This is a genomic window from Microbispora amethystogenes, from assembly GCF_016863015.1.
In the GTDB taxonomy this organism is placed as follows: Bacteria; Actinomycetota; Actinomycetes; order Streptosporangiales; family Streptosporangiaceae; genus Microbispora; species Microbispora amethystogenes.
Genome location: NZ_BOOB01000041.1, coordinates 50,508 through 66,994, shown reverse-complemented (window position 1 = coordinate 66,994; position 16,487 = coordinate 50,508). Strand labels below are relative to the sequence as shown.

Genomic DNA, 16,487 nt, shown 5'->3' with positions numbered 1-16,487 from the left:
GTGCCCGGATTCCCCGCGGCCTGGGGCTCGCCGTGGTGCGGGCTGCCACCATCACCGGCACCCGTGCCTCCCACCCCCGCGGGCGGCGGCCGGCCCGGGCCGACAGCGGTACCCGGCAGCGGGAATCGGTTGCGGGGCTGGACGAGGCCGAGACGGGAAGTTCGAGTCCTCCGCGAACCTCGGGAAGTTCGGGCCCTCCGGGAACCTAAGGCCGTCTGTGCGCCTCTAACTCTTCGTGTGGCAATGCGTGTCGTCGGCTCCGGGGCCGACTCCCAGGATCTCCCAGCGGAGGCCGTCCGGCCGGCCCTGGGCTGCGGCCTGCGGCGGTGTGGACGCCCGCGACCGTTCTCGCAAATGTTTTCGAAATGTGAATTCCCGGCCCTCGGACGGGGTGTCCGCCACACAATTCGATCACCTTCGCCGGAGGTTCGATTCGCGTCTCCGGCACCCGCCCACGGCGGCTCTACCAGCAAGATCTTATTTCCGGAACCCTTCATCGGCGGCGTCCGTTGTGATCTACTGAGGGAACGACGTCCTTCCTGATGACCGGGAAAAATGTTTGCGAAGGGTTCCGTGGGGTAGGCGGGTTCGAGAGTTACCCTGGAAGGGCTGAAACAGAATTGACGATGAAGACATACGCACTCGGCCTCTACATTATCCAACCAACAACCCTTAAACGGCCGGGCGTGTCGGTGGGGGATCGCTGAATCGTCGATTACGGTCCCGTGTGTTGGGACAAGCCCGGAAAAGGACAAGCCGGAAAAGGACGAGCCGATGGGGGCTGTGCGCAAGGTGGCAAGCTACCTTGGCCTGGGTGGGGCAGAGCAGTACGACGAGGCCTACACCGACGAGGACGAGTACGAGGACGACTGGATGCCGGCGGCCGAGCGCGCCGCCAAGCGTTGGCAGCCCAATGCCGACCCTGCCCACATCGTGATGGTCCGCCCGCACAAGTACGACGACGCCCTGACGATCGGCCGGCACTTCCGCGAGGGCCACACCGTGGTGATGGACGTGGCGGGCATGTCGACCGCGGAGGCCACCCGCATGGTCGACTTCGCCGCGGGCCTCGCCTACGGCTGTGAGGGCCGCATCGAGCGGATCGCGGACAAGGTGTTCCTGATCACCCCCGCGAACGTGGAGGTCTCCAGCGCCTGAACCGGCGCCCGGCTCCCGTGAATCGGACCGAAGGGCCCTCTCCCGCCAGGGGAGAGGGCCCTTCGGCTGTACGGCGGAACGGCGTCAGGCGGCCCGTGGGCCCCGGCGCAGGATAGTGGTGATCTCCGTCAGGTCGCGGGCGGCGACGGTGGCCCGCTCCTCGGACTCCCTCGCGTACTCGTGCAGGGCCCAGACGGCCTTGTCGGCGAGATCGCCGAGCTTTCCGGCCCGTGACTGGACGTACCGCACGTCCGAGTGCTCCTGGATGCGGTGCCGCCACAGCAGGTGCCCGCCCACCGCGGCGATCACCAGGCCGCCGAGGGCCAGCGGCGGGTTGACCACGAAACCCCAGACGAACACGGCGGCGGCGACGACCAGGAGCACGTACGCCGGCCAGGGCCGGCCACGCTTGGGCACGCACTCGGTGACGAGACGCTGCTCCGCCGCCGCCATCGACTCCTGGTCCGGACCCTCCGGCCGGAGCCGCACCGGGTAGCCGAGGATCGGCACGTCCAGCGCGTCCGGCGGGGGCTCGCGCACCACGTCGACGAGCGCCTCGGCGGCGGCCCGGACGGCGGGCGCCGCGACGTGCAGGGCGAGTGCGGCCAGGTGCGGATCGGCGTCGGGGCGCAGGTCCTCCAGCAGATGGCCGGTGAGCGAGCTCAGCGGCCCGTCGGGGCCGCCCTGCCCGATCAGCGCCCGGAGCACCGCCAGCGGCTCGTCGTCGGCCCACACGGTGCCGCGTACGACCTTGGTGACCTCGCCGGGCTGCCGGGTGGCGGTGATCGCGTCACAGCGCTCACGGAGGCGCTGAAGCGTCACCGACGCCCGCAGGGAGCGCTCGATCTCGGCGACCTTCGCCAGTTCGGGGAACGGCTCCAGCGAGGGGGGCACCGACGTCTCCGGCGGGCCGGGCACGATGACCTTCAGCCAGCGGTCGTCGCCCGCCGGCACGTCGACCGCGTCCAGCTTGCGCAGCACGAAGATCTTGCCGACCGGCCCGTACGCCCCCCGCGCGGCGGCGAGCCACAGGGCCCGCTGCCCGGGGGCCACCGGATGCTCCTCGGAGAGGTCGCCGAAGGCCGTGCCGAGCCAGGACGCGTGGATGCGGTCGCCCTGGCCGCAGACGGCGAGCGCGAGGCACAGGAACAGGGCGGTGCGCCGCTCGTCGAGCTGGGAGGCGAGGGCCAGCGGCTCCAACGCGTCCCCGCCCGACAGGATCAGCACGAGGGTCTCGACGGCGGGCGCGAGCCAGTAGCCCGGCACGTCCGTGACGCCCGGCGGCAGCTCGGGCGTGGTCCCGTCGGCCGCCAGGCTGACGAGCAGCGCTTCGGCGTAGCGGTGCAACTCCGTGGCGTCGGCCACGTTTCCGGGGTCCGGGCTCGTGGTCAGATCCATGCTCACGCGGAACGCTCCCCGAGGGATCGGCTGGCACTCCCTTGCCCGCGCCAGACTAGACGCTCGGCGCGCTGACGAGGGGTAAGGCACGCCGGAGCGGGTTCGGGCACGCCCCTCACATCCGCTCGGGCACTTCGATGCCGAGCAGGTCGAGGCCGCGCAGCAGCACGCGCAGCGTGAGCGCCGCCAGGGCCAGGCGCGACTGCCGTACGGACTCCTCCTCGGCCTTGAGGACCGGGCAGCCCTCGTAGAACGAGGTGAACGCCTGCGCGAGGTCGAAGAGGTAGTTGCAGAGCCGGTGCGGCTCGGACAGGTCGGCGACGGCGGCGACGACCGTGCCGAAGCCGAGCAGTTGCAGCGCCAGCGCCCGCTCGGCCGGGTGGCCCAGCACGATCGGGCCGGTGATCCACTCCGGGTCGACCCCGCCGTTGCGGAAGATCGACCGGATGCGGGCCGTGGCGTACTGGAGGTACGGCCCCGTGTTGCCGGTCAGCGCGAGCATGCGGTCGAAGTCGAAGACGTACTCGCTGTCGTGGCTGACCGACAGGTCGGCGTACTTGACGGCGCCCATGCCGACCTGGCGGGCGATCTGCCGCCGGGCCTCCGGCTCGTAGCCGCGGTCGGCGATGACCGCCTCGGCCCGGACGACCGCCTCTTCGAGGAGGTCGGTGAGCTTGACCGACTCGCCGCTGCGGGTCTTGAACATCTTGCCGTCGCTGCCGAGCACGCTGCCGATCTGGACGTGCTCCGCCCTGACCTCGTCGTGCAGCCAGCCGGCCATCCGGGCCGCCGCGAAGACCATCTGGAAGTGCAGCGACTGGGTCGCGCCCACGACGTACAGGACGCGGTCGGCCTTGAGGTCGCGGACCCGGTAGCGGATCGCGGCGAGGTCGGTCGTGGCGTAGCCGTACCCGCCGTCGCTCTTGCGGACGATGAGCGGCAGCGGCTGGTCGTCGCGGCCGGTGAAGCCGGGCGGGAACACGCACAGCGCGCCCTCGCTCATCTCGGCCACGCCCATGCGCTCGAGCTCGTCGCAGACGTCGGCGAGCATGGGGTTGTACTTGCTCTCGCCCGCGATGTCGTCGTCGGTCAGCGTGACGCCGAGCGTCCGGTAGACCTTCGTGAAGTAGCGGTTGCTGTAGTCGACGAACTCGCGCCACAGGCGCAGGGTCTCCGGGTCGCCGCCCTGCAGCAGCGGCACCCGGCCGCGCGACCGCTGCTGGAACGCGGAGTCGTTGTCGAACTTGTGCCGCGCCGCCTGGTAGAACGCGTTGCCGTCGCCGGCGGCCAGCATGCCGAGCGCCTGCTCCTCGCCGATGTCGAGGAGGTGCTCGATGAGCATGCCGAACTGCGTGCCCCAGTCGCCGAGGTGGTTCTGCCGGATCACCTGGTTGCCGACGTGCTCGTGGGTACGCGCGAGGGTGTCGCCGACGATCGTGGTGCGCAGGTGACCGACGTGCATCTCCTTGGCGGCGTTCGGCGCCGAGTAGTCGACGATCACGGTCTGCGGAGCCGCCTGCGGCACGCCCAGGCGGTCGTCGAGCAGCCGCTGCCCGGCCTGCTCGGCGATCCAGCCGTCGCGCAGCGTCAGGTTGAGGAACCCGGGCCCGCTGACCTCGACGCTCACGTCGGAGGTGTCGAGGTGGTCGGCGACGGCCTGGGCGACCTCCCGCGGCGCACGTCGGAGCCGCTTGGCCAGGCTGAGCGCGACGTTCGCCTGGTAGTCGGCGAACTGTGAGGGCCTGATCAGCGGGTCTTCGGTGGCGTACTCCGAGCCGAAGGCGGAGCCCAGCGCCTGCTGGACCCGCTCGGTGAGCACGAGCTGCGGGTCGGTCATGCGTCAAGCTTATCGGCGCGCGACTCACGCCCGCCTGCCATAATCGGCGGCCACCCCGCCGCCGCCCGGCCGTCACCCGCCGTCCGCCTGACGGTCGACTCGCACGGTCAGCGGCGGCGGTGCGACCGGTTGCCCGAGGCGATCCGCTCGCCGATCCTGGCGACGACCCCCTGGGCCGACAGGCGGGCCGCGAGCTCGCAGGCGGCGGCCACGCCGCGGGCCCGGGACGAGCCGTGGGCGATCACCACCGTGCCGTTCAGCCCGAGCAGCACGGCCCCGCCGTGCGCCTCGGGGTCGAGCCGGCCGGCCAGCTCGCGCAGCCGGGCCCGTTGCAGCATCCCGCCGATCCGGGCCAGGCGGCTGTCCGCGATCGCCTCCCGGAACTGGTCGAAGGCGTACCGTACGGTGCCCTCCACGGTCTTCAGCGCGACGTTGCCGGTGAACCCGTCGGTGACGACGACGTCGGCCTTCCCGGTGAGCAGGTCGTGCCCCTCGACGTTGCCGACGAAGTCGATGCCGGGGGTGGCGTCGAGCAGTTCGTGCGCGCGCTTGGCGAGCTTGTTGCCCTTCTCGGGCTCGGCTCCGATCGTGAGCAGGCCGACGCGCGGACGCCGCGTGGCGAGCACGGCCTCGGCGTACGCCACCCCGAGGTGGGCGAACTGCACCAGCATCTCTGGCTTGGCGTCCGCCGTGGCCCCCGCGTCGAGCAGCACGGTGGGCTGGGGGAGCGTCGGCAGGCCGACCGCGATGGCGGGCCGTACGACGCCCTGCTGGGCCCGCAGGCGCAGCCGTCCGGTGGCGACGACGCCGGCGGTCGAACCGGCGGACACCACCGCGCAGGCGTCGCCACGCCGGACCAGGTGGCACGCGACGGCGATGCTGGACCGCGGGCGCCGCAGGCTCGCCAGCGCCCCCTCGTTCATCGCCAGCGCCTCCTCGGCGCGGACGATGGGGATCTCGGTGACCGCGTCGTGCCCGGCCAGCTCCTGATAGAGCACCCGGGGATGGCCGACGAGCACGACGGGCACGCCGCGCTCGCGCACCGCCCGGACGGCTCCCGCGACGATCTCGCCGGGCGCGTGGTCGCCGCCCATGGCGTCGAGGGCCACGGGCAGCGCACGGCCGGTGGGTTGCATGGCCGAATCGTAGGCCGTCAGCGGCGCGTCCCCCGGTACACCACGATCTTGCCGAAGCGCGCGTTGCCGGTGAGGCGGATCAGCGGGCCGTCCTCGGCGCCGTCCCCGCCGCTGATCGCGCGCTTGGAGAACACGGTGCCGCCCTGGTCGATCACCCTGGCGTTCGGGGGGACGGTGATGATGATCTTTCCGCAGAACGAGTTCACCTCCAGCGTCACCTCCCGGCCGGGCAGGACCGCCTCGTCGAGGTCGACGATCAGCGCTCCGAAGACCGCGGTGAGCTCGGTGTGCCGCCCGGCGATCCAGCGCCCGCGCCGTATGATCTTGCTGAACACCGCCGAGATCCGGAGCCGGTCGGCGGGCAGCGCGGACGCCTGGCCGGACACGTCCGGCAGATCCCTGATCAGCGGCACGAGCTCGCCCAGCGTCACGGCGTGGTAGACGGCGTCGAGCCGGTCGGCGTGTTCGAGGCTCGTCAGGCGGCCGGTGGCCAGCGCCTCGCCGAGCACGGCCGCGATCCTGTCGCGGTCCGCGTCGGAGGCGCGCTGCGCGGGGTCGTCGCCCGCGTACGGGGTGAGGTAGGTCACCTCGACAGCGTAACTCCTAACGAGATATGTCGCGATAGCGCCGGTCGGGAACAGCGGGTCCCAGGGGTTGCGGACCGGCGCCCGCCGGGGGCGCCAGGCGGAGGTTGTCACGGACGCCACGCGCGCGTCGCCAAAAGCGCGCGGAAAAATTCACCGCCGCGACCGGGCACGGTGTTTACCGTAGCTTTCTGCTGCGAGGGGATTGGGGCGACCGTGAAGTGGTCGTCCGATGCTCGATATCCCGACTTTTCCGGCGCGTCGTCCGGCCTGGATCCCCCACTTCACCGGGCCTTCCGCCGCGAACCCCGGTGATAGAAATGCCGACGTCTTTGTCGGCGTGCCCGCCGACGCACGGGGGTTCTTGGGTTCGTCATTCCCACTCTCGTGAAAAGGAATATGAACCGGGGGCAAGTCAAATGAAACGACTGGTTAGGACAGCCGTCGTCGCCGTCGCTATCGGCGTCGCCGGCATGGTCGCCGCGCCGGCGCAGGCCCAGGGGTGCGCGGTCAAGTGCACGAACACCCGGGTCGCGGCGGTGGCGAGCCTGCTGGCCGACCTGCGGGCCGGCGTGGTCGCCGGTGCGGTGGCCGGCACGAGGAGCGGAACGGCAAGCGGCGCGACGAGCAGCACGACGAGCGCCGCGGCGGGTGACGCCGTCGCGCAGGCCGACGCCGCCGCCCAGGTGGCGGTGAACGTGACCGCCGCGCTCCGGGCCGACCTCGTCGCCGTCGCGGACCTCGCCGGCACCACCACGGCCGCTCTCACCGCGAAGGCGAACGCGCAGATCAACGCCGCGGCCGCCATCGCGGCCGATATCGCCGCCGACATCACGGCGGACGCCGTGGTCGACGCCACGGCCGACGCCGCCGCCACCGCGACCGCCGACGCGACGGTCACCGTCGACGCCACCGTGGTCGCCGCACTGGAGGCGCACCTGCGCGCCGCCCTTCAGGCGGTCGTCGACGCCACGGCCACCGTGGACGCGGCCGTGAGCGCCAAAGCGAAGGCCGCCGCGGCTCTCACCGCCCAGGTCGGCCGGCCGGTCGTCACGACGTCAGGCCGGACCGCCGACGCCGTGGACGCCTCGGCCGCGACCGTCGCCGCCGCGGGCGCCGACGTGAGCGCCGCGCTCGACGTCACCGCCAGGCTCAAGGCACTGCTCAACCTGAACGGCGCCGCCGCGGCGACCGCCGGCAGCGCGGGCGGCCTGCTGACGCTGGTTCCGTGCGCCGACCCGGCCGGCGGCCTCACGAGCGGCACCCGTACGACGGCCGTCGACGCCGCGGCCCTCGTGAACGCGGACGTCCGCGCGGTCGTCGGGGCCACGGGGACCGTCACAAGCGTGCCGGCGCGGGGGACCGGCGCGGCCGCCGCCACGGCGTCCCAGGCCGCCTCCTCCGTGGCCGTCACCGCCGACGCGGCCCTGTCGGGCGCGGTGTCGTCCGCACCGGGCCTGGTGTCCGGCGCCGTCCCGTCGGGGCGCATGCGCGGGTACGGCAACTGACCCGCGAATCGAACACTCCGGCTTAGGTCGTGTCTGACAAATCATGCCCTGCTGCGCGGGGCCCAGGCGGCGCCTCGCTGCGTTGTCGTCGTCGGCCGGAGGCTCCGCTCCGACCTCCTCCTCCGCCTTGCGACGCATCCACCTGGATCCCCGCTCGCGACGGGCAGCATTTGTCAGACACTCCCTAGGCCGCGGCGAACGGCCGGCACCCGCTGAGGGCGCCGGCCGTTCGCGTCAGTTGGGCGACTCGGAGGAGACGCGCAGGTAGGTGCGCCGGGCGATCTGGGCCTGCAGGCGGGCCATCTGCCAGTGCAGGTCGATGAGCTGCTCGGCGACCAGCCCGACGGGCAGCTCCGAGGGATCTTCGGCGGCGAGACTGTCGATCGCCGACGCGAGGTCGCTCATCCCGGCCCTCCGCTATGTCGAATCTCCGTTCGAATCATAGTGGAACGCCGGGCCCTCCTGCATCAGGTTTCGTACACCGGTGCGATGTAGCCGCGGGCGAGCGTGTTGGCCGTGACGTTGAAGCCGACCACGGCGGGCGGCGTGTCGCCGTCCACGCCGAGGGACTCCACGCTCAGCGCGTGCACGGCGAAGAGGTAGCGGTGCGGGTGTCCGGGCGGAGGGGCCGCGCCGCCGTACTCCTTCGTGCTGAAGTCGTTGCGGGCGTGCCTGGCGCCTTCGGGGAGGCCCTTGAAGTCGGGGCCGTTGCCCGCCCCGGCCGGCAGCTCCGTGACGGAGGCCGGGATGTCGAACAGCACCCAGTGCCAGAAGCCGCTGCCCGTTGGGGCGTCCGGGTCGAAGCAGGTGACGGCGTAGCTCAGGGTGCCCTCGGGGGCGCCCGACCAGCGCAGGTGCGGGGAGACGTTCTGCCCGCCCATGCCCCAGTCGTCGAACACGTGGGCCTCGGGCAGCCTCTCGCCGTCCCGCACGTCGTCGCTCTCGACGGTCAGCGCGGGCACCTCGGGCAGGTGGTCGTACGGGATCGGTGGCGGCGTCGGCACGTTCGGCCCCTCCGTTTCTCTCAGGCTTTGTTGTACGCCTCCAGGACTTCCTGGGGGTCGCCCTGCATTCTGATCTTCCCCTTGTGCAGCCAGATAACGCGGTTGCACGTCTCCTCGATCACGTCGAGGTTGTGGGCGACCAGGAAGACGGTGCCGGCGGACTGGCGCATCTGCTTGATGCGGTCCTGGCTCTTGCGCTTGAACTCGCGGTCGCCGGTCGCGAGCGCCTCGTCGATCAGCAGCACGTCGTGCGTCTTGGCCGACGAGATGGCGAAGCGCAGCCGGGCGCCCATGCCGGACGAGTAGGTCGACATGGGGAACTGGACGAACTCCCCGATGCCGGAGAAGTCGACGATCTCGTCGTACTTCTCGCGGACCTCGGCGGGGGTCATCCCCATGGCGTAACAGCCGAGGATGATGTTGCGCTCGCCGGTCAGCTCCTTCATGAGGGCCGCGTTGACGCCGAGGAGGGAGGGCTGGCCGTTCGTGTAGACGGCGCCCTTGTGCGGCGGCAGGAGACCGGCGATCGCGCGCAGCAGGGTCGACTTGCCCGAGCCGTTGCGGCCGATGATGCCGATGGCGTCGCCGTGGTGGGCCACGAAGCTCACGCCCTTGACGGCGTGGACCTCCTTCATCTGCGGCCGTCCCTGGCGCCGCAGAAGGCGCATGAGCGCGTTGGCCGCGTTGCCCTTCTCGGCGTCGCCGGCCGAGCCGTACACCTTGTAGACGATGTGGAGGTCGTCGACGATGACGGTCGGCGTCCCGGTCGTGGAGTCGTGCGACTCGGGCTCCCGGGTCTCGGAGGGGGTCTGCGTCTTGGGGTCTTGGGGCGCCACCTGGGACAGCTCCTCGGTCAGCTCAGCCACGGCCGTACCTCTCCTCGGCCCGCCAGAAGTACCAGAAGCCGACGATCACCGCGAACACTGCCCAGAATACGCAAGTCACCCACGCCCAGCGCTCCGGGAAACGCTGGTAGATCAGCAGGTCGCGCATGAACTCGATGTAGGCGGCCGCCGGGTTGAACTCCAGCACCCAGCGGAGGATGTCGGGGAGCTCCCGGGTCTTGTCGTCGATCGCGTAGAAGACGCCCGAGGCGTACAGCCAGGTGCGGGTGATGAACGGCAGGAGCTGGTTCATGTCCCGCATGAACGCGCCGACGCGGGCCATGAACAGGCCGAGGCCGATGTTGAACACGGTCTGCATCGCCAGCGTGACCGGGACCAGGAGCCAGAGCCAGGTGATCGGCTCCCCCGTGACGAGCACCAGCAGGAGCAGCACGCCCATCGAGTAGCCGAGCTGCTGCAGCTCCTGCATGGTGTACGCGAGCGGGAGCGAGGCGCGGGGGAAGTGCAGCGCGCGGATCAGGGACAGGTTCGAGGAGATCGACTTGGCGCCGCTGATCACCGTGCGCTGGGTGAAGGTGAACACCATGACCCCGGTGATGAGGAACGCGGGGTAGTTGTGGATCGACTTGCTCTGCCCGAGGATCACGCCGAACATCAGCCAGTAGACCGCGGCGTTGAGCAGAGGCGTCAGCACCTGCCAGAGCTGACCGAGCATCGACTCGGAGTACTTCGACACGTTGCGCGACGTGGCGTACGTGAGGATGAAGTGCCGCCGGTCCCACAGTTGGCGCAGGTAGGCGGGCATGCTGGGGCGTGCGATGGCGCGTCGTAGTCCGTGACGCTCGGCGAGCGCGGCCAGCGACTCCGGGGCTCGGCCGCCACCCTGGGCCTCCGCGACCGCGGATTCCGGCTGGCTCATGGCAGTGACTCTATTGGATGGAGGTCGGTGGGACGGCTGTCGCACCGGACGTGGCTGCGACTGGTCAAAGGTAGCCCAGGACATCGTGACAGGAGGACCGGGGAAGGAGTGTCGCCGACACCGCGGGTCAAGGACTCGCACTCCGCTGGTGAATGTACGCTAAAGGGGGTTTTAGTGCCCTGCTGGGCGTTTAGGGTTGGCTCGCGGGACTGCGTGTGTGACGCCCGACTCGCGCACGTGTGACCGAACTGCAACGCGCCAGAGATACCTCTGGTGCGAGCGGTAAGGGATGCTCCGGACGACTGGCAGGACGTCAGCTGGTTTGACGGTGCCCGCAAACCCGGGGTCGCACCAGCGTGAACGCCCATCCTAGAGGGAGGACCAAGATCCACTATGCGTGTGACTAGGGGCGTAAGGATTACCGCCGGAGCAGCGCTGCTGGCGCTCGCCGTGGCCGCCTGTGGCGGTGGTGGAGGGTCCGACAACTCCGGCTCAGGCTCCGGCTCCGCCGCGCAGCCGGTCCGCATCGAGATCGCCGAGCCGCAGAACGACCTGATCCCCGGCAACACCGGTGAGACCAGCGGCGCGGAGGTGCTGAACGCGCTCTTCATCGGCCTCGTCGACTACGACGACCAGAAGAAGCCGGTCAACCGGATCGCCGAGTCCATCGAATCGACCGACCAGACCACCTGGACGATCAAACTCAAGGACGGCTACACCTGGCACGACGGCACGCCGGTCACCGCCCAGAACTTCGTGGACTCCTGGAACTTCACGGCTTACGGGCCGAACCAGCAGCAGTCCAACTACTTCTTCTCGGTGTTCAAGGGCTACGACGCCATGAACCCGCAGGACCCGGACGGCGAGGAGGGCCCGAAGAAGGCCGCGGAGCCCACCGCGACCACGCTGTCGGGACTCAAGGCGGTCGACGACAAGACCATCTCGGTCGAGCTCACCCACCCCTACTCGGGCTTCCCGACGATGCTGGGCTACACCGCCTTCTACCCGCTGCCGAAGGCCGCCTTCGAGTCCGAGGGCAAGATGAAGGCCGACTACGGCTCGAACCCGATCGGTGACGGCCCCTTCAAGATGAGCAAGCCGTACAAGCGTGGCACCGACCAGACGGTCGAGATGGTCCGCTTCGACGGCTTCAAGGAGGGCAAGGCCAAGGTCGACGCGCTCCAGTACAAGATCTACACGGACCTGAACACCGCGTACAACGACCTGCGGGCCGGCAACCTGGACATCATGGACCAGCTGCCGCCGGAGCAGATCGGCGGCGCCAAGGCCGAGTTCGGCGACCGCTACATCGAGCAGCCCTCCTCCGGCATCGGCTGGCTCGGGTTCAACATCAAGACCGGTGACACGTACGCCAAGAGCCGCGAGCTGCGCACCGCGATCTCGATGTCGATCGACCGGGCGACCATCACCGACAAGGTCTTCTCCGGCACCCGCGTCCCGGCCGACGACAACATCAGCCCGGTCGTCGCCGGTTACCGCAAGGGCGCCTGCGGCGAGGCGTGCACCTTCGACCCCGCGAAGGCCAAGTCGCTCTGGGAGTCCAACGGCGGCAAGGACGTCAAGTCCATCGACCTGAGCTACAACGCCGACGGCGCCCACAAGGAGTGGATGGAGGCGGTCGCCAACAACATCCGCACCAACCTCCAGGTCGAGGTCAACGTCAAGCCGTACGAGAAGTTCGCCGACATCCTCAACGACCTCGGTGACGGCAAGGTCAAGGGCGCCTTCCGGATGGCGTGGATCATGGACTACCCGTCCCCGGAGAACTACCTCCGCCCGATCTTCGGGACCGGCGGCAGCTCCAACTACGTCCAGTACTCCAACAAGGAGTTCGACGAGCTGCTCAACAAGGGTGACTCGGCCGCGTCCCTCGACGAGGGCGTGCAGTTCTACCAGCAGGCCGACGACCTGGCGCTGAAGGAGATGGCGTACGTGCCGATCTACTTCTACACCACGAACGGCGCGTTCTCCTCGAACGTGAAGAACGTCAAGATCGACCCGTTCGAGCGCATCGACGTCTTCAACGTCGAGCGGGCCTGACCGACGAGCTATTCGGGGGGTGGTCCTTGATCTGCCCCCCGGTAGTCGACCATCCTCAGGGGCAGTCCATGACGACAGAATGGGCTGCCCCTGTTCATGACCGGGAGACCTCATGGGTCGCTACGTGATCAGACGCCTACTGCAGGCGATCCCTGTACTGGTGGGGACCACGTTCCTGCTCTTCGCCACCGTCTACGCGCTGCCGGGTGATCCCATCGCGGCCCTGGGCGGGGACCGGCGTCTCGACCCCCAGCTCGTGTCGCGCATGCGGGAACAGTTCCACCTGAACGATCCGCTGCTCGTCCAGTATTGGTACTACATCCGCGACATCCTGTCCGGTGATTTTGGCACCACCTTCCGAGGGGTGCCGGTGTCCTCGCTGTTCGAGGGCAAGTTCCAGGTGACCTTCCAGCTCGCGATCACCGCCCTCGTGTTCGAGGCGATCATCGGCGTGGGGCTGGGCCTGTGGGCGGCGCTCCGCCGGGGCAGGTGGCAGGACCAGGCCGTGCTCGCGGTCACCCTGCTGCTGGTCTCGATCCCGACGCTGGTGAGCGGGTTCGTCCTGCAGCTCGTGCTCGGCGTGAAGCTGAAGCAGAACACCGGCGTCGACTTCTTCCCCGTCGCCGGGATCCAGGACGGCATGCGGAGCTACATCGTGCCCGGCCTGGTGCTGGCCGGGCTCTCGATCGCCTACCTCACCCGGCTCACCCGGACGAGCCTGATGGAGACGCTCCGCGCCGACTACATCCGCACCGCCGTGGCCAAGGGCATGTCCCGCCGGCGGGTGCTCGGCCGGCACGCGTTGCGCAACTCGCTCATCCCGCTGATCACCTATCTGGGCGCCGACCTGGGCACGCTGATGGGCGGGGCGATCATCACCGAGACCATCTTCAACCTGCCCGGCATCGGCCAGCAGCTCTTCCAGTCCGTCTACCTGCGCGAGAACGCGGTGGTGGTCGGTATCGTGACGGTGCTGGTCCTGGTCTACGTCCTGGCCAACCTGATCGTCGACCTGCTGTACGCCGTCCTCGACCCCCGGATCCGCTATGAGTAACGCGACTGTGGCCGAATCGGCCAAGGACAAGGACGCCAGGCCCGAGAAGGCCCGCCGGCCGGCCAGCCTGTGGTCGGACGCCTGGCACGACCTCCGGCGGAACAAGGTCTTCATCCTGGGGTCGATCCTCGTGTTGATCCTGCTCCTGATGGCGGCCTTCCCGTCGTTGTTCTCCTCCGTCAACGCCTACGACCCCTCCACGTGCGACCTGAGCAACGCGCGGGAGGGCATCACCTCGAAGCACTGGTTCGGCACCGACAACCTCGGCTGCGACACCTACTCCCGGGTCATCTACGGCGCCCGGGTCTCGGTCATCGTCGGCATCGCCACCTCGCTGATCAGCGCCGTCGTCGGGGGCGGGCTCGGACTGCTGGCGGGCTACTACAGCCGCTGGGTCGACGTGCTGCTGTCGCGGCTCGCCGAGATCTTCTTCGCGATCCCCTCGGTGCTCGGCGCGCTGCTGTTCCTGTCGGCCATCGGCCGGGAGAACGCCGGAGCCTTCACCGTGGTCCTCTCGCTCGCCGTGCTCGCCTGGCCCCTGATCCTGCGCATCATGCGGGCCGCGGTCATCTCGGCGAAGAACCAGGACTACGTCACCGCGGCCCGGGCGTTGGGTGCGGGGCCCGGGCGCATCATGCTGCGGCACATCATGCCCAACGCGATCGCCCCGGTGATCGTGACGGCCACCCTCAACCTCGGCGTGTTCATCGCCGCCGAGGCCGGCCTGTCCTTCCTGGGGGTGGGCGTCCAGCCGCCGACGATCTCGTGGGGCCTGATGATCGGAGACGCCCGGCGCCGGTTCCTGGAGGCGCCGGAACCGCTCATCTTCCCCGCGATCTTCCTGAGCATCACCGTGCTGGCGTTCGTCATGCTGGGTGACGCCGTCCGCGACGCGCTCGACCCGAAGCTTCGATAAGAGGGGCGGCAAGTGAAGAACCCATCTGTCGACACGCATCTGCTCCCGGCGGAGCGCGCGGGCGACGAACCCCTTCTCGCCGTGGACAACCTGCACGTCGAGTTCCAGACCCGCCAGGGCGTCGTACGGGCCGTGAACGGCGTCTCCTACTCGGTCGACGCCGGAGAGACGCTCGCGGTGCTCGGGGAGTCGGGCTCCGGCAAGTCGGTCACCGCGCAGGCGATCATGGGCATCCTCGACATGCCGCCGGCGCGCATCCCCAAGGGCGAGGTCCGGTTCCACGGCACCGACCTGCTCACCATGCCGGACGACGCCCGCGGCCAGATCCGCGGGCGGCGGATCGCCATGATCTTCCAGGACGCGCTGTCCGCGCTCAACCCCGTGTTCACCGTGGGCTGGCAGATCGGCGAGATGTTCCGCGTCCACCAGGGCATGTCCAAGCGGGACGCCCGCAGGAAGGCCGTGGAGCTCATGGACCGGGTCAGGATCCCGGGCGCCAAGTCCAGGGTCGACGACTTCCCGCACCAGTTCTCCGGCGGCATGCGGCAGCGCATCATGATCGCGATGGCGATCGCGCTCGACCCGGAGATCCTGATCGCCGACGAGCCCACCACCGCCCTGGACGTGACCGTGCAGGCGCAGATCATGGGACTGCTGGCGGAGCTGCAGCAGGAAAGCGACATGGGCCTGATCCTGATCACCCACGACCTCGGCGTCGTCGCCGACGTGGCAGACAAGATCGCGGTCATGTACGGCGGGCGCATCGTCGAGAACGCCTCGGTCTTCGACGGGTACCGCGCTCCCGCCCACCCCTACACCAAGGGCCTGCTGGAGTCGATCCCCCGGGTGGACCTCAAGGGCCAGGAGTTGTACGCCATCAAGGGCATGCCGCCGAACCTGCTCGACATGCCCACCGGCTGCGCCTTCCACCCGCGGTGCCCGTACCGCAAGGAGAACTGCGTGACCGACGCCCCACCGCTGTACACGGTCAGCGACACCCGCGGCAGCGCCTGCCACTACTGGAGGGAGGTTCTCGATGACGGCTCCAACTGAGTCCATCCTCGAGGTCCGCGACCTGGTGAAGCACTTCCCGCTGAACTACGGCGTCGTCTTCAAGCGGCAGGTCGGCGCCATCAAGGCGGTGGACGGCGTCTCCTTCGACCTGCGCAGGGGCGAGACGCTCGGCGTCGTGGGCGAGTCGGGCTGCGGCAAGTCCACGCTGGCCAAGCTGCTGATGGCACTGGAGCGGCCCACGTCGGGCTCGGTGCGGATCAACGGCAGGGACATCACCACCGCCAGGGGCGCCGAGCTCAAGCGGATGCGCCGCAACATCCAGATGGTGATGCAGGACCCGTACACCTCGCTGAACCCGCGGATGACGGTCGGCGACATCGTCGGCGAGCCGTTCGAGATCCACTCGGACGTCGCGCCGAAGGGCGGCCGGCGGCAGCGGGTGCAGGAGCTGCTGGAGGTCGTGGGCCTCAACCCCGACCACATCAACCGCTACCCGCACCAGTTCTCCGGCGGCCAGCGCCAGCGCATCGGCATCGCCCGCGGCTTGGCGCTCCAGCCGGAGATCATCATCTGCGACGAGCCGGTCTCCGCGCTCGACGTGTCGATCCAGGCCCAGGTGATGAACCTGCTGGAGCGGCTGCAGAACGAGTTCAACCTCGCCTACATCTTCATCGCGCACGACCTGTCGGTGGTCCGCCACATCTCCGACCGGATCGCGGTGATGTACCTCGGCAAGATCGTCGAGCTCGGGAACGACACCGAGATCTACGACAACCCGACGCATCCGTACACGCAGGCGCTGCTGTCGGCGGTGCCGGTGCCCGACCCGGAGGGCCGGGAGACCCGCCAGCGGATCATCCTGCAGGGCGACCCGCCCTCGCCGGCCAACCCGCCGTCGGGCTGCCACTTCCGCACCCGCTGCTGGAAGGCGCAGGACGTCTGCGCCGAGCAGGAGCCCGCGCTGGAGGTCCGCCCGGGCAGCGCGCATCCGAGCGCCTGCCACTTCGCGGAGGTCCGCGACGTGGTCAACGCCGAATAGGAGCCCCGCCGCCG

Annotated in this window: 15 protein-coding genes; 7 read left to right on the top strand and 8 right to left on the bottom strand. The window is 69.8% G+C overall.

The window, feature by feature from the left end:
* Positions 1–774 precede the first annotated feature (774 nt).
* Positions 775–1,158: a cell division protein SepF gene (locus Mam01_RS26070; RefSeq protein WP_117409990.1), complete on the top strand. Its 384-nt coding sequence runs from the start codon at positions 775–777 to the stop codon at positions 1,156–1,158.
* A gap of 84 nt (positions 1,159–1,242) precedes the next feature.
* Here the strand turns inward: Mam01_RS26070 and Mam01_RS26065 are convergent, their stop codons facing one another.
* The 4 genes from Mam01_RS26065 to Mam01_RS26050 all read right to left on the bottom strand — a co-directional run bounded on the left by Mam01_RS26065 (position 1,243) and on the right by Mam01_RS26050 (position 6,116).
* On the bottom strand, positions 1,243–2,556 hold the full coding sequence (locus Mam01_RS26065) for a hypothetical protein (RefSeq protein WP_239101621.1): 1,314 nt from the start codon (positions 2,554–2,556) through the stop codon (positions 1,243–1,245).
* A 115-nt stretch (positions 2,557–2,671) separates the two neighbouring features.
* Positions 2,672–4,393 carry an arginine--tRNA ligase gene (gene argS, locus Mam01_RS26060; protein WP_204287826.1) on the bottom strand — a complete coding sequence of 574 codons (1,722 nt, stop codon included), beginning with the start codon at positions 4,391–4,393 and terminating at the stop codon, positions 2,672–2,674.
* A 107-nt stretch (positions 4,394–4,500) separates the two neighbouring features.
* Positions 4,501–5,529 (bottom strand): phosphate acyltransferase PlsX, encoded by a 1,029-nt coding sequence (plsX, locus tag Mam01_RS26055; RefSeq protein WP_204287825.1) that lies wholly within the window; start codon positions 5,527–5,529, stop codon positions 4,501–4,503.
* A 17-nt stretch (positions 5,530–5,546) separates the two neighbouring features.
* Positions 5,547–6,116 (bottom strand): DUF1707 SHOCT-like domain-containing protein, encoded by a 570-nt coding sequence (locus tag Mam01_RS26050; RefSeq protein ID WP_204287824.1) that lies wholly within the window; start codon positions 6,114–6,116, stop codon positions 5,547–5,549.
* A 416-nt stretch (positions 6,117–6,532) separates the two neighbouring features.
* Between Mam01_RS26050 and Mam01_RS26045 the strand changes: the two genes are divergently transcribed.
* Entirely contained in the window at positions 6,533–7,621 is a 1,089-nt protein-coding gene (locus Mam01_RS26045) for a hypothetical protein (protein WP_204287823.1), read from the top strand.
* Between the two features lie 234 nt (positions 7,622–7,855).
* Here the strand turns inward: Mam01_RS26045 and Mam01_RS26040 are convergent, their stop codons facing one another.
* The 4 genes from Mam01_RS26040 to Mam01_RS26025 all read right to left on the bottom strand — a co-directional run bounded on the left by Mam01_RS26040 (position 7,856) and on the right by Mam01_RS26025 (position 10,389).
* Positions 7,856–8,026 (bottom strand): hypothetical protein, encoded by a 171-nt coding sequence (locus Mam01_RS26040; protein ID WP_191910399.1) that lies wholly within the window; start codon positions 8,024–8,026, stop codon positions 7,856–7,858.
* Positions 8,027–8,088: 62 nt separating this feature from the next.
* Positions 8,089–8,625 carry a YbhB/YbcL family Raf kinase inhibitor-like protein gene (locus Mam01_RS26035; protein WP_150938733.1) on the bottom strand — a complete coding sequence of 179 codons (537 nt, stop codon included), beginning with the start codon at positions 8,623–8,625 and terminating at the stop codon, positions 8,089–8,091.
* A gap of 20 nt (positions 8,626–8,645) precedes the next feature.
* Entirely contained in the window at positions 8,646–9,374 is a 729-nt protein-coding gene (locus Mam01_RS26030) for an ABC transporter ATP-binding protein (RefSeq protein ID WP_373868725.1), read from the bottom strand.
* 109 nt (positions 9,375–9,483) lie between these two features.
* The gene (locus Mam01_RS26025) at positions 9,484–10,389 is read right to left on the bottom strand and encodes an ABC transporter permease (RefSeq protein ID WP_150938735.1); all 906 of its coding nucleotides are present in this window, start codon (positions 10,387–10,389) and stop codon (positions 9,484–9,486) included.
* A 393-nt stretch (positions 10,390–10,782) separates the two neighbouring features.
* Between Mam01_RS26025 and Mam01_RS26020 the strand changes: the two genes are divergently transcribed.
* The 5 genes from Mam01_RS26020 (at position 10,783) to Mam01_RS26000 (ending at position 16,473) form a co-directional block, all read left to right on the top strand.
* Complete coding sequence (locus tag Mam01_RS26020) at positions 10,783–12,450, top strand: peptide ABC transporter substrate-binding protein (RefSeq protein WP_204287822.1); 1,668 nt, start codon at positions 10,783–10,785, stop codon at positions 12,448–12,450.
* A 124-nt stretch (positions 12,451–12,574) separates the two neighbouring features.
* Positions 12,575–13,504 carry an ABC transporter permease gene (locus Mam01_RS26015; RefSeq protein WP_275409080.1) on the top strand — a complete coding sequence of 310 codons (930 nt, stop codon included), beginning with the start codon at positions 12,575–12,577 and terminating at the stop codon, positions 13,502–13,504.
* Positions 13,497–14,420 carry an ABC transporter permease gene (locus tag Mam01_RS26010; RefSeq protein WP_204287820.1) on the top strand — a complete coding sequence of 308 codons (924 nt, stop codon included), beginning with the start codon at positions 13,497–13,499 and terminating at the stop codon, positions 14,418–14,420. The genes Mam01_RS26015 and Mam01_RS26010 overlap by 8 nt, the downstream gene beginning before the upstream one ends.
* 12 nt (positions 14,421–14,432) lie before the next feature.
* Positions 14,433–15,473 (top strand): ABC transporter ATP-binding protein, encoded by a 1,041-nt coding sequence (locus Mam01_RS26005; protein WP_150938739.1) that lies wholly within the window; start codon positions 14,433–14,435, stop codon positions 15,471–15,473.
* On the top strand, positions 15,457–16,473 hold the full coding sequence (locus tag Mam01_RS26000; RefSeq protein WP_150938740.1) for an ABC transporter ATP-binding protein: 1,017 nt from the start codon (positions 15,457–15,459) through the stop codon (positions 16,471–16,473). The genes Mam01_RS26005 and Mam01_RS26000 overlap by 17 nt, the downstream gene beginning before the upstream one ends.
* Positions 16,474–16,487: the final 14 nt, after the last annotated feature.

What these genes read in the sequence shown, in the direction of transcription:
- Mam01_RS26000 (WP_150938740.1), top strand. Translation starts at nt 15,457, where the DNA reads ATGACGGCTCCAACTGAGTCCATCCTCGAGGTCCGCGACCTGGTGAAG.
- Mam01_RS26025 (WP_150938735.1), bottom strand. Translation starts at nt 10,389, where the DNA reads ATGAGCCAGCCGGAATCCGCGGTCGCGGAGGCCCAGGGTGGCGGCCGA.
- Mam01_RS26045 (WP_204287823.1), top strand. Translation starts at nt 6,533, where the DNA reads ATGAAACGACTGGTTAGGACAGCCGTCGTCGCCGTCGCTATCGGCGTC.
- Mam01_RS26065 (WP_239101621.1), bottom strand. Translation starts at nt 2,556, where the DNA reads ATGGATCTGACCACGAGCCCGGACCCCGGAAACGTGGCCGACGCCACG.
- Mam01_RS26070 (WP_117409990.1), top strand. Translation starts at nt 775, where the DNA reads ATGGGGGCTGTGCGCAAGGTGGCAAGCTACCTTGGCCTGGGTGGGGCA.
- Mam01_RS26020 (WP_204287822.1), top strand. Translation starts at nt 10,783, where the DNA reads ATGCGTGTGACTAGGGGCGTAAGGATTACCGCCGGAGCAGCGCTGCTG.
- argS (WP_204287826.1), bottom strand. Translation starts at nt 4,393, where the DNA reads ATGACCGACCCGCAGCTCGTGCTCACCGAGCGGGTCCAGCAGGCGCTG.
- plsX (WP_204287825.1), bottom strand. Translation starts at nt 5,529, where the DNA reads ATGCAACCCACCGGCCGTGCGCTGCCCGTGGCCCTCGACGCCATGGGC.
- Mam01_RS26040 (WP_191910399.1), bottom strand. Translation starts at nt 8,026, where the DNA reads ATGAGCGACCTCGCGTCGGCGATCGACAGTCTCGCCGCCGAAGATCCC.
- Mam01_RS26010 (WP_204287820.1), top strand. Translation starts at nt 13,497, where the DNA reads ATGAGTAACGCGACTGTGGCCGAATCGGCCAAGGACAAGGACGCCAGG.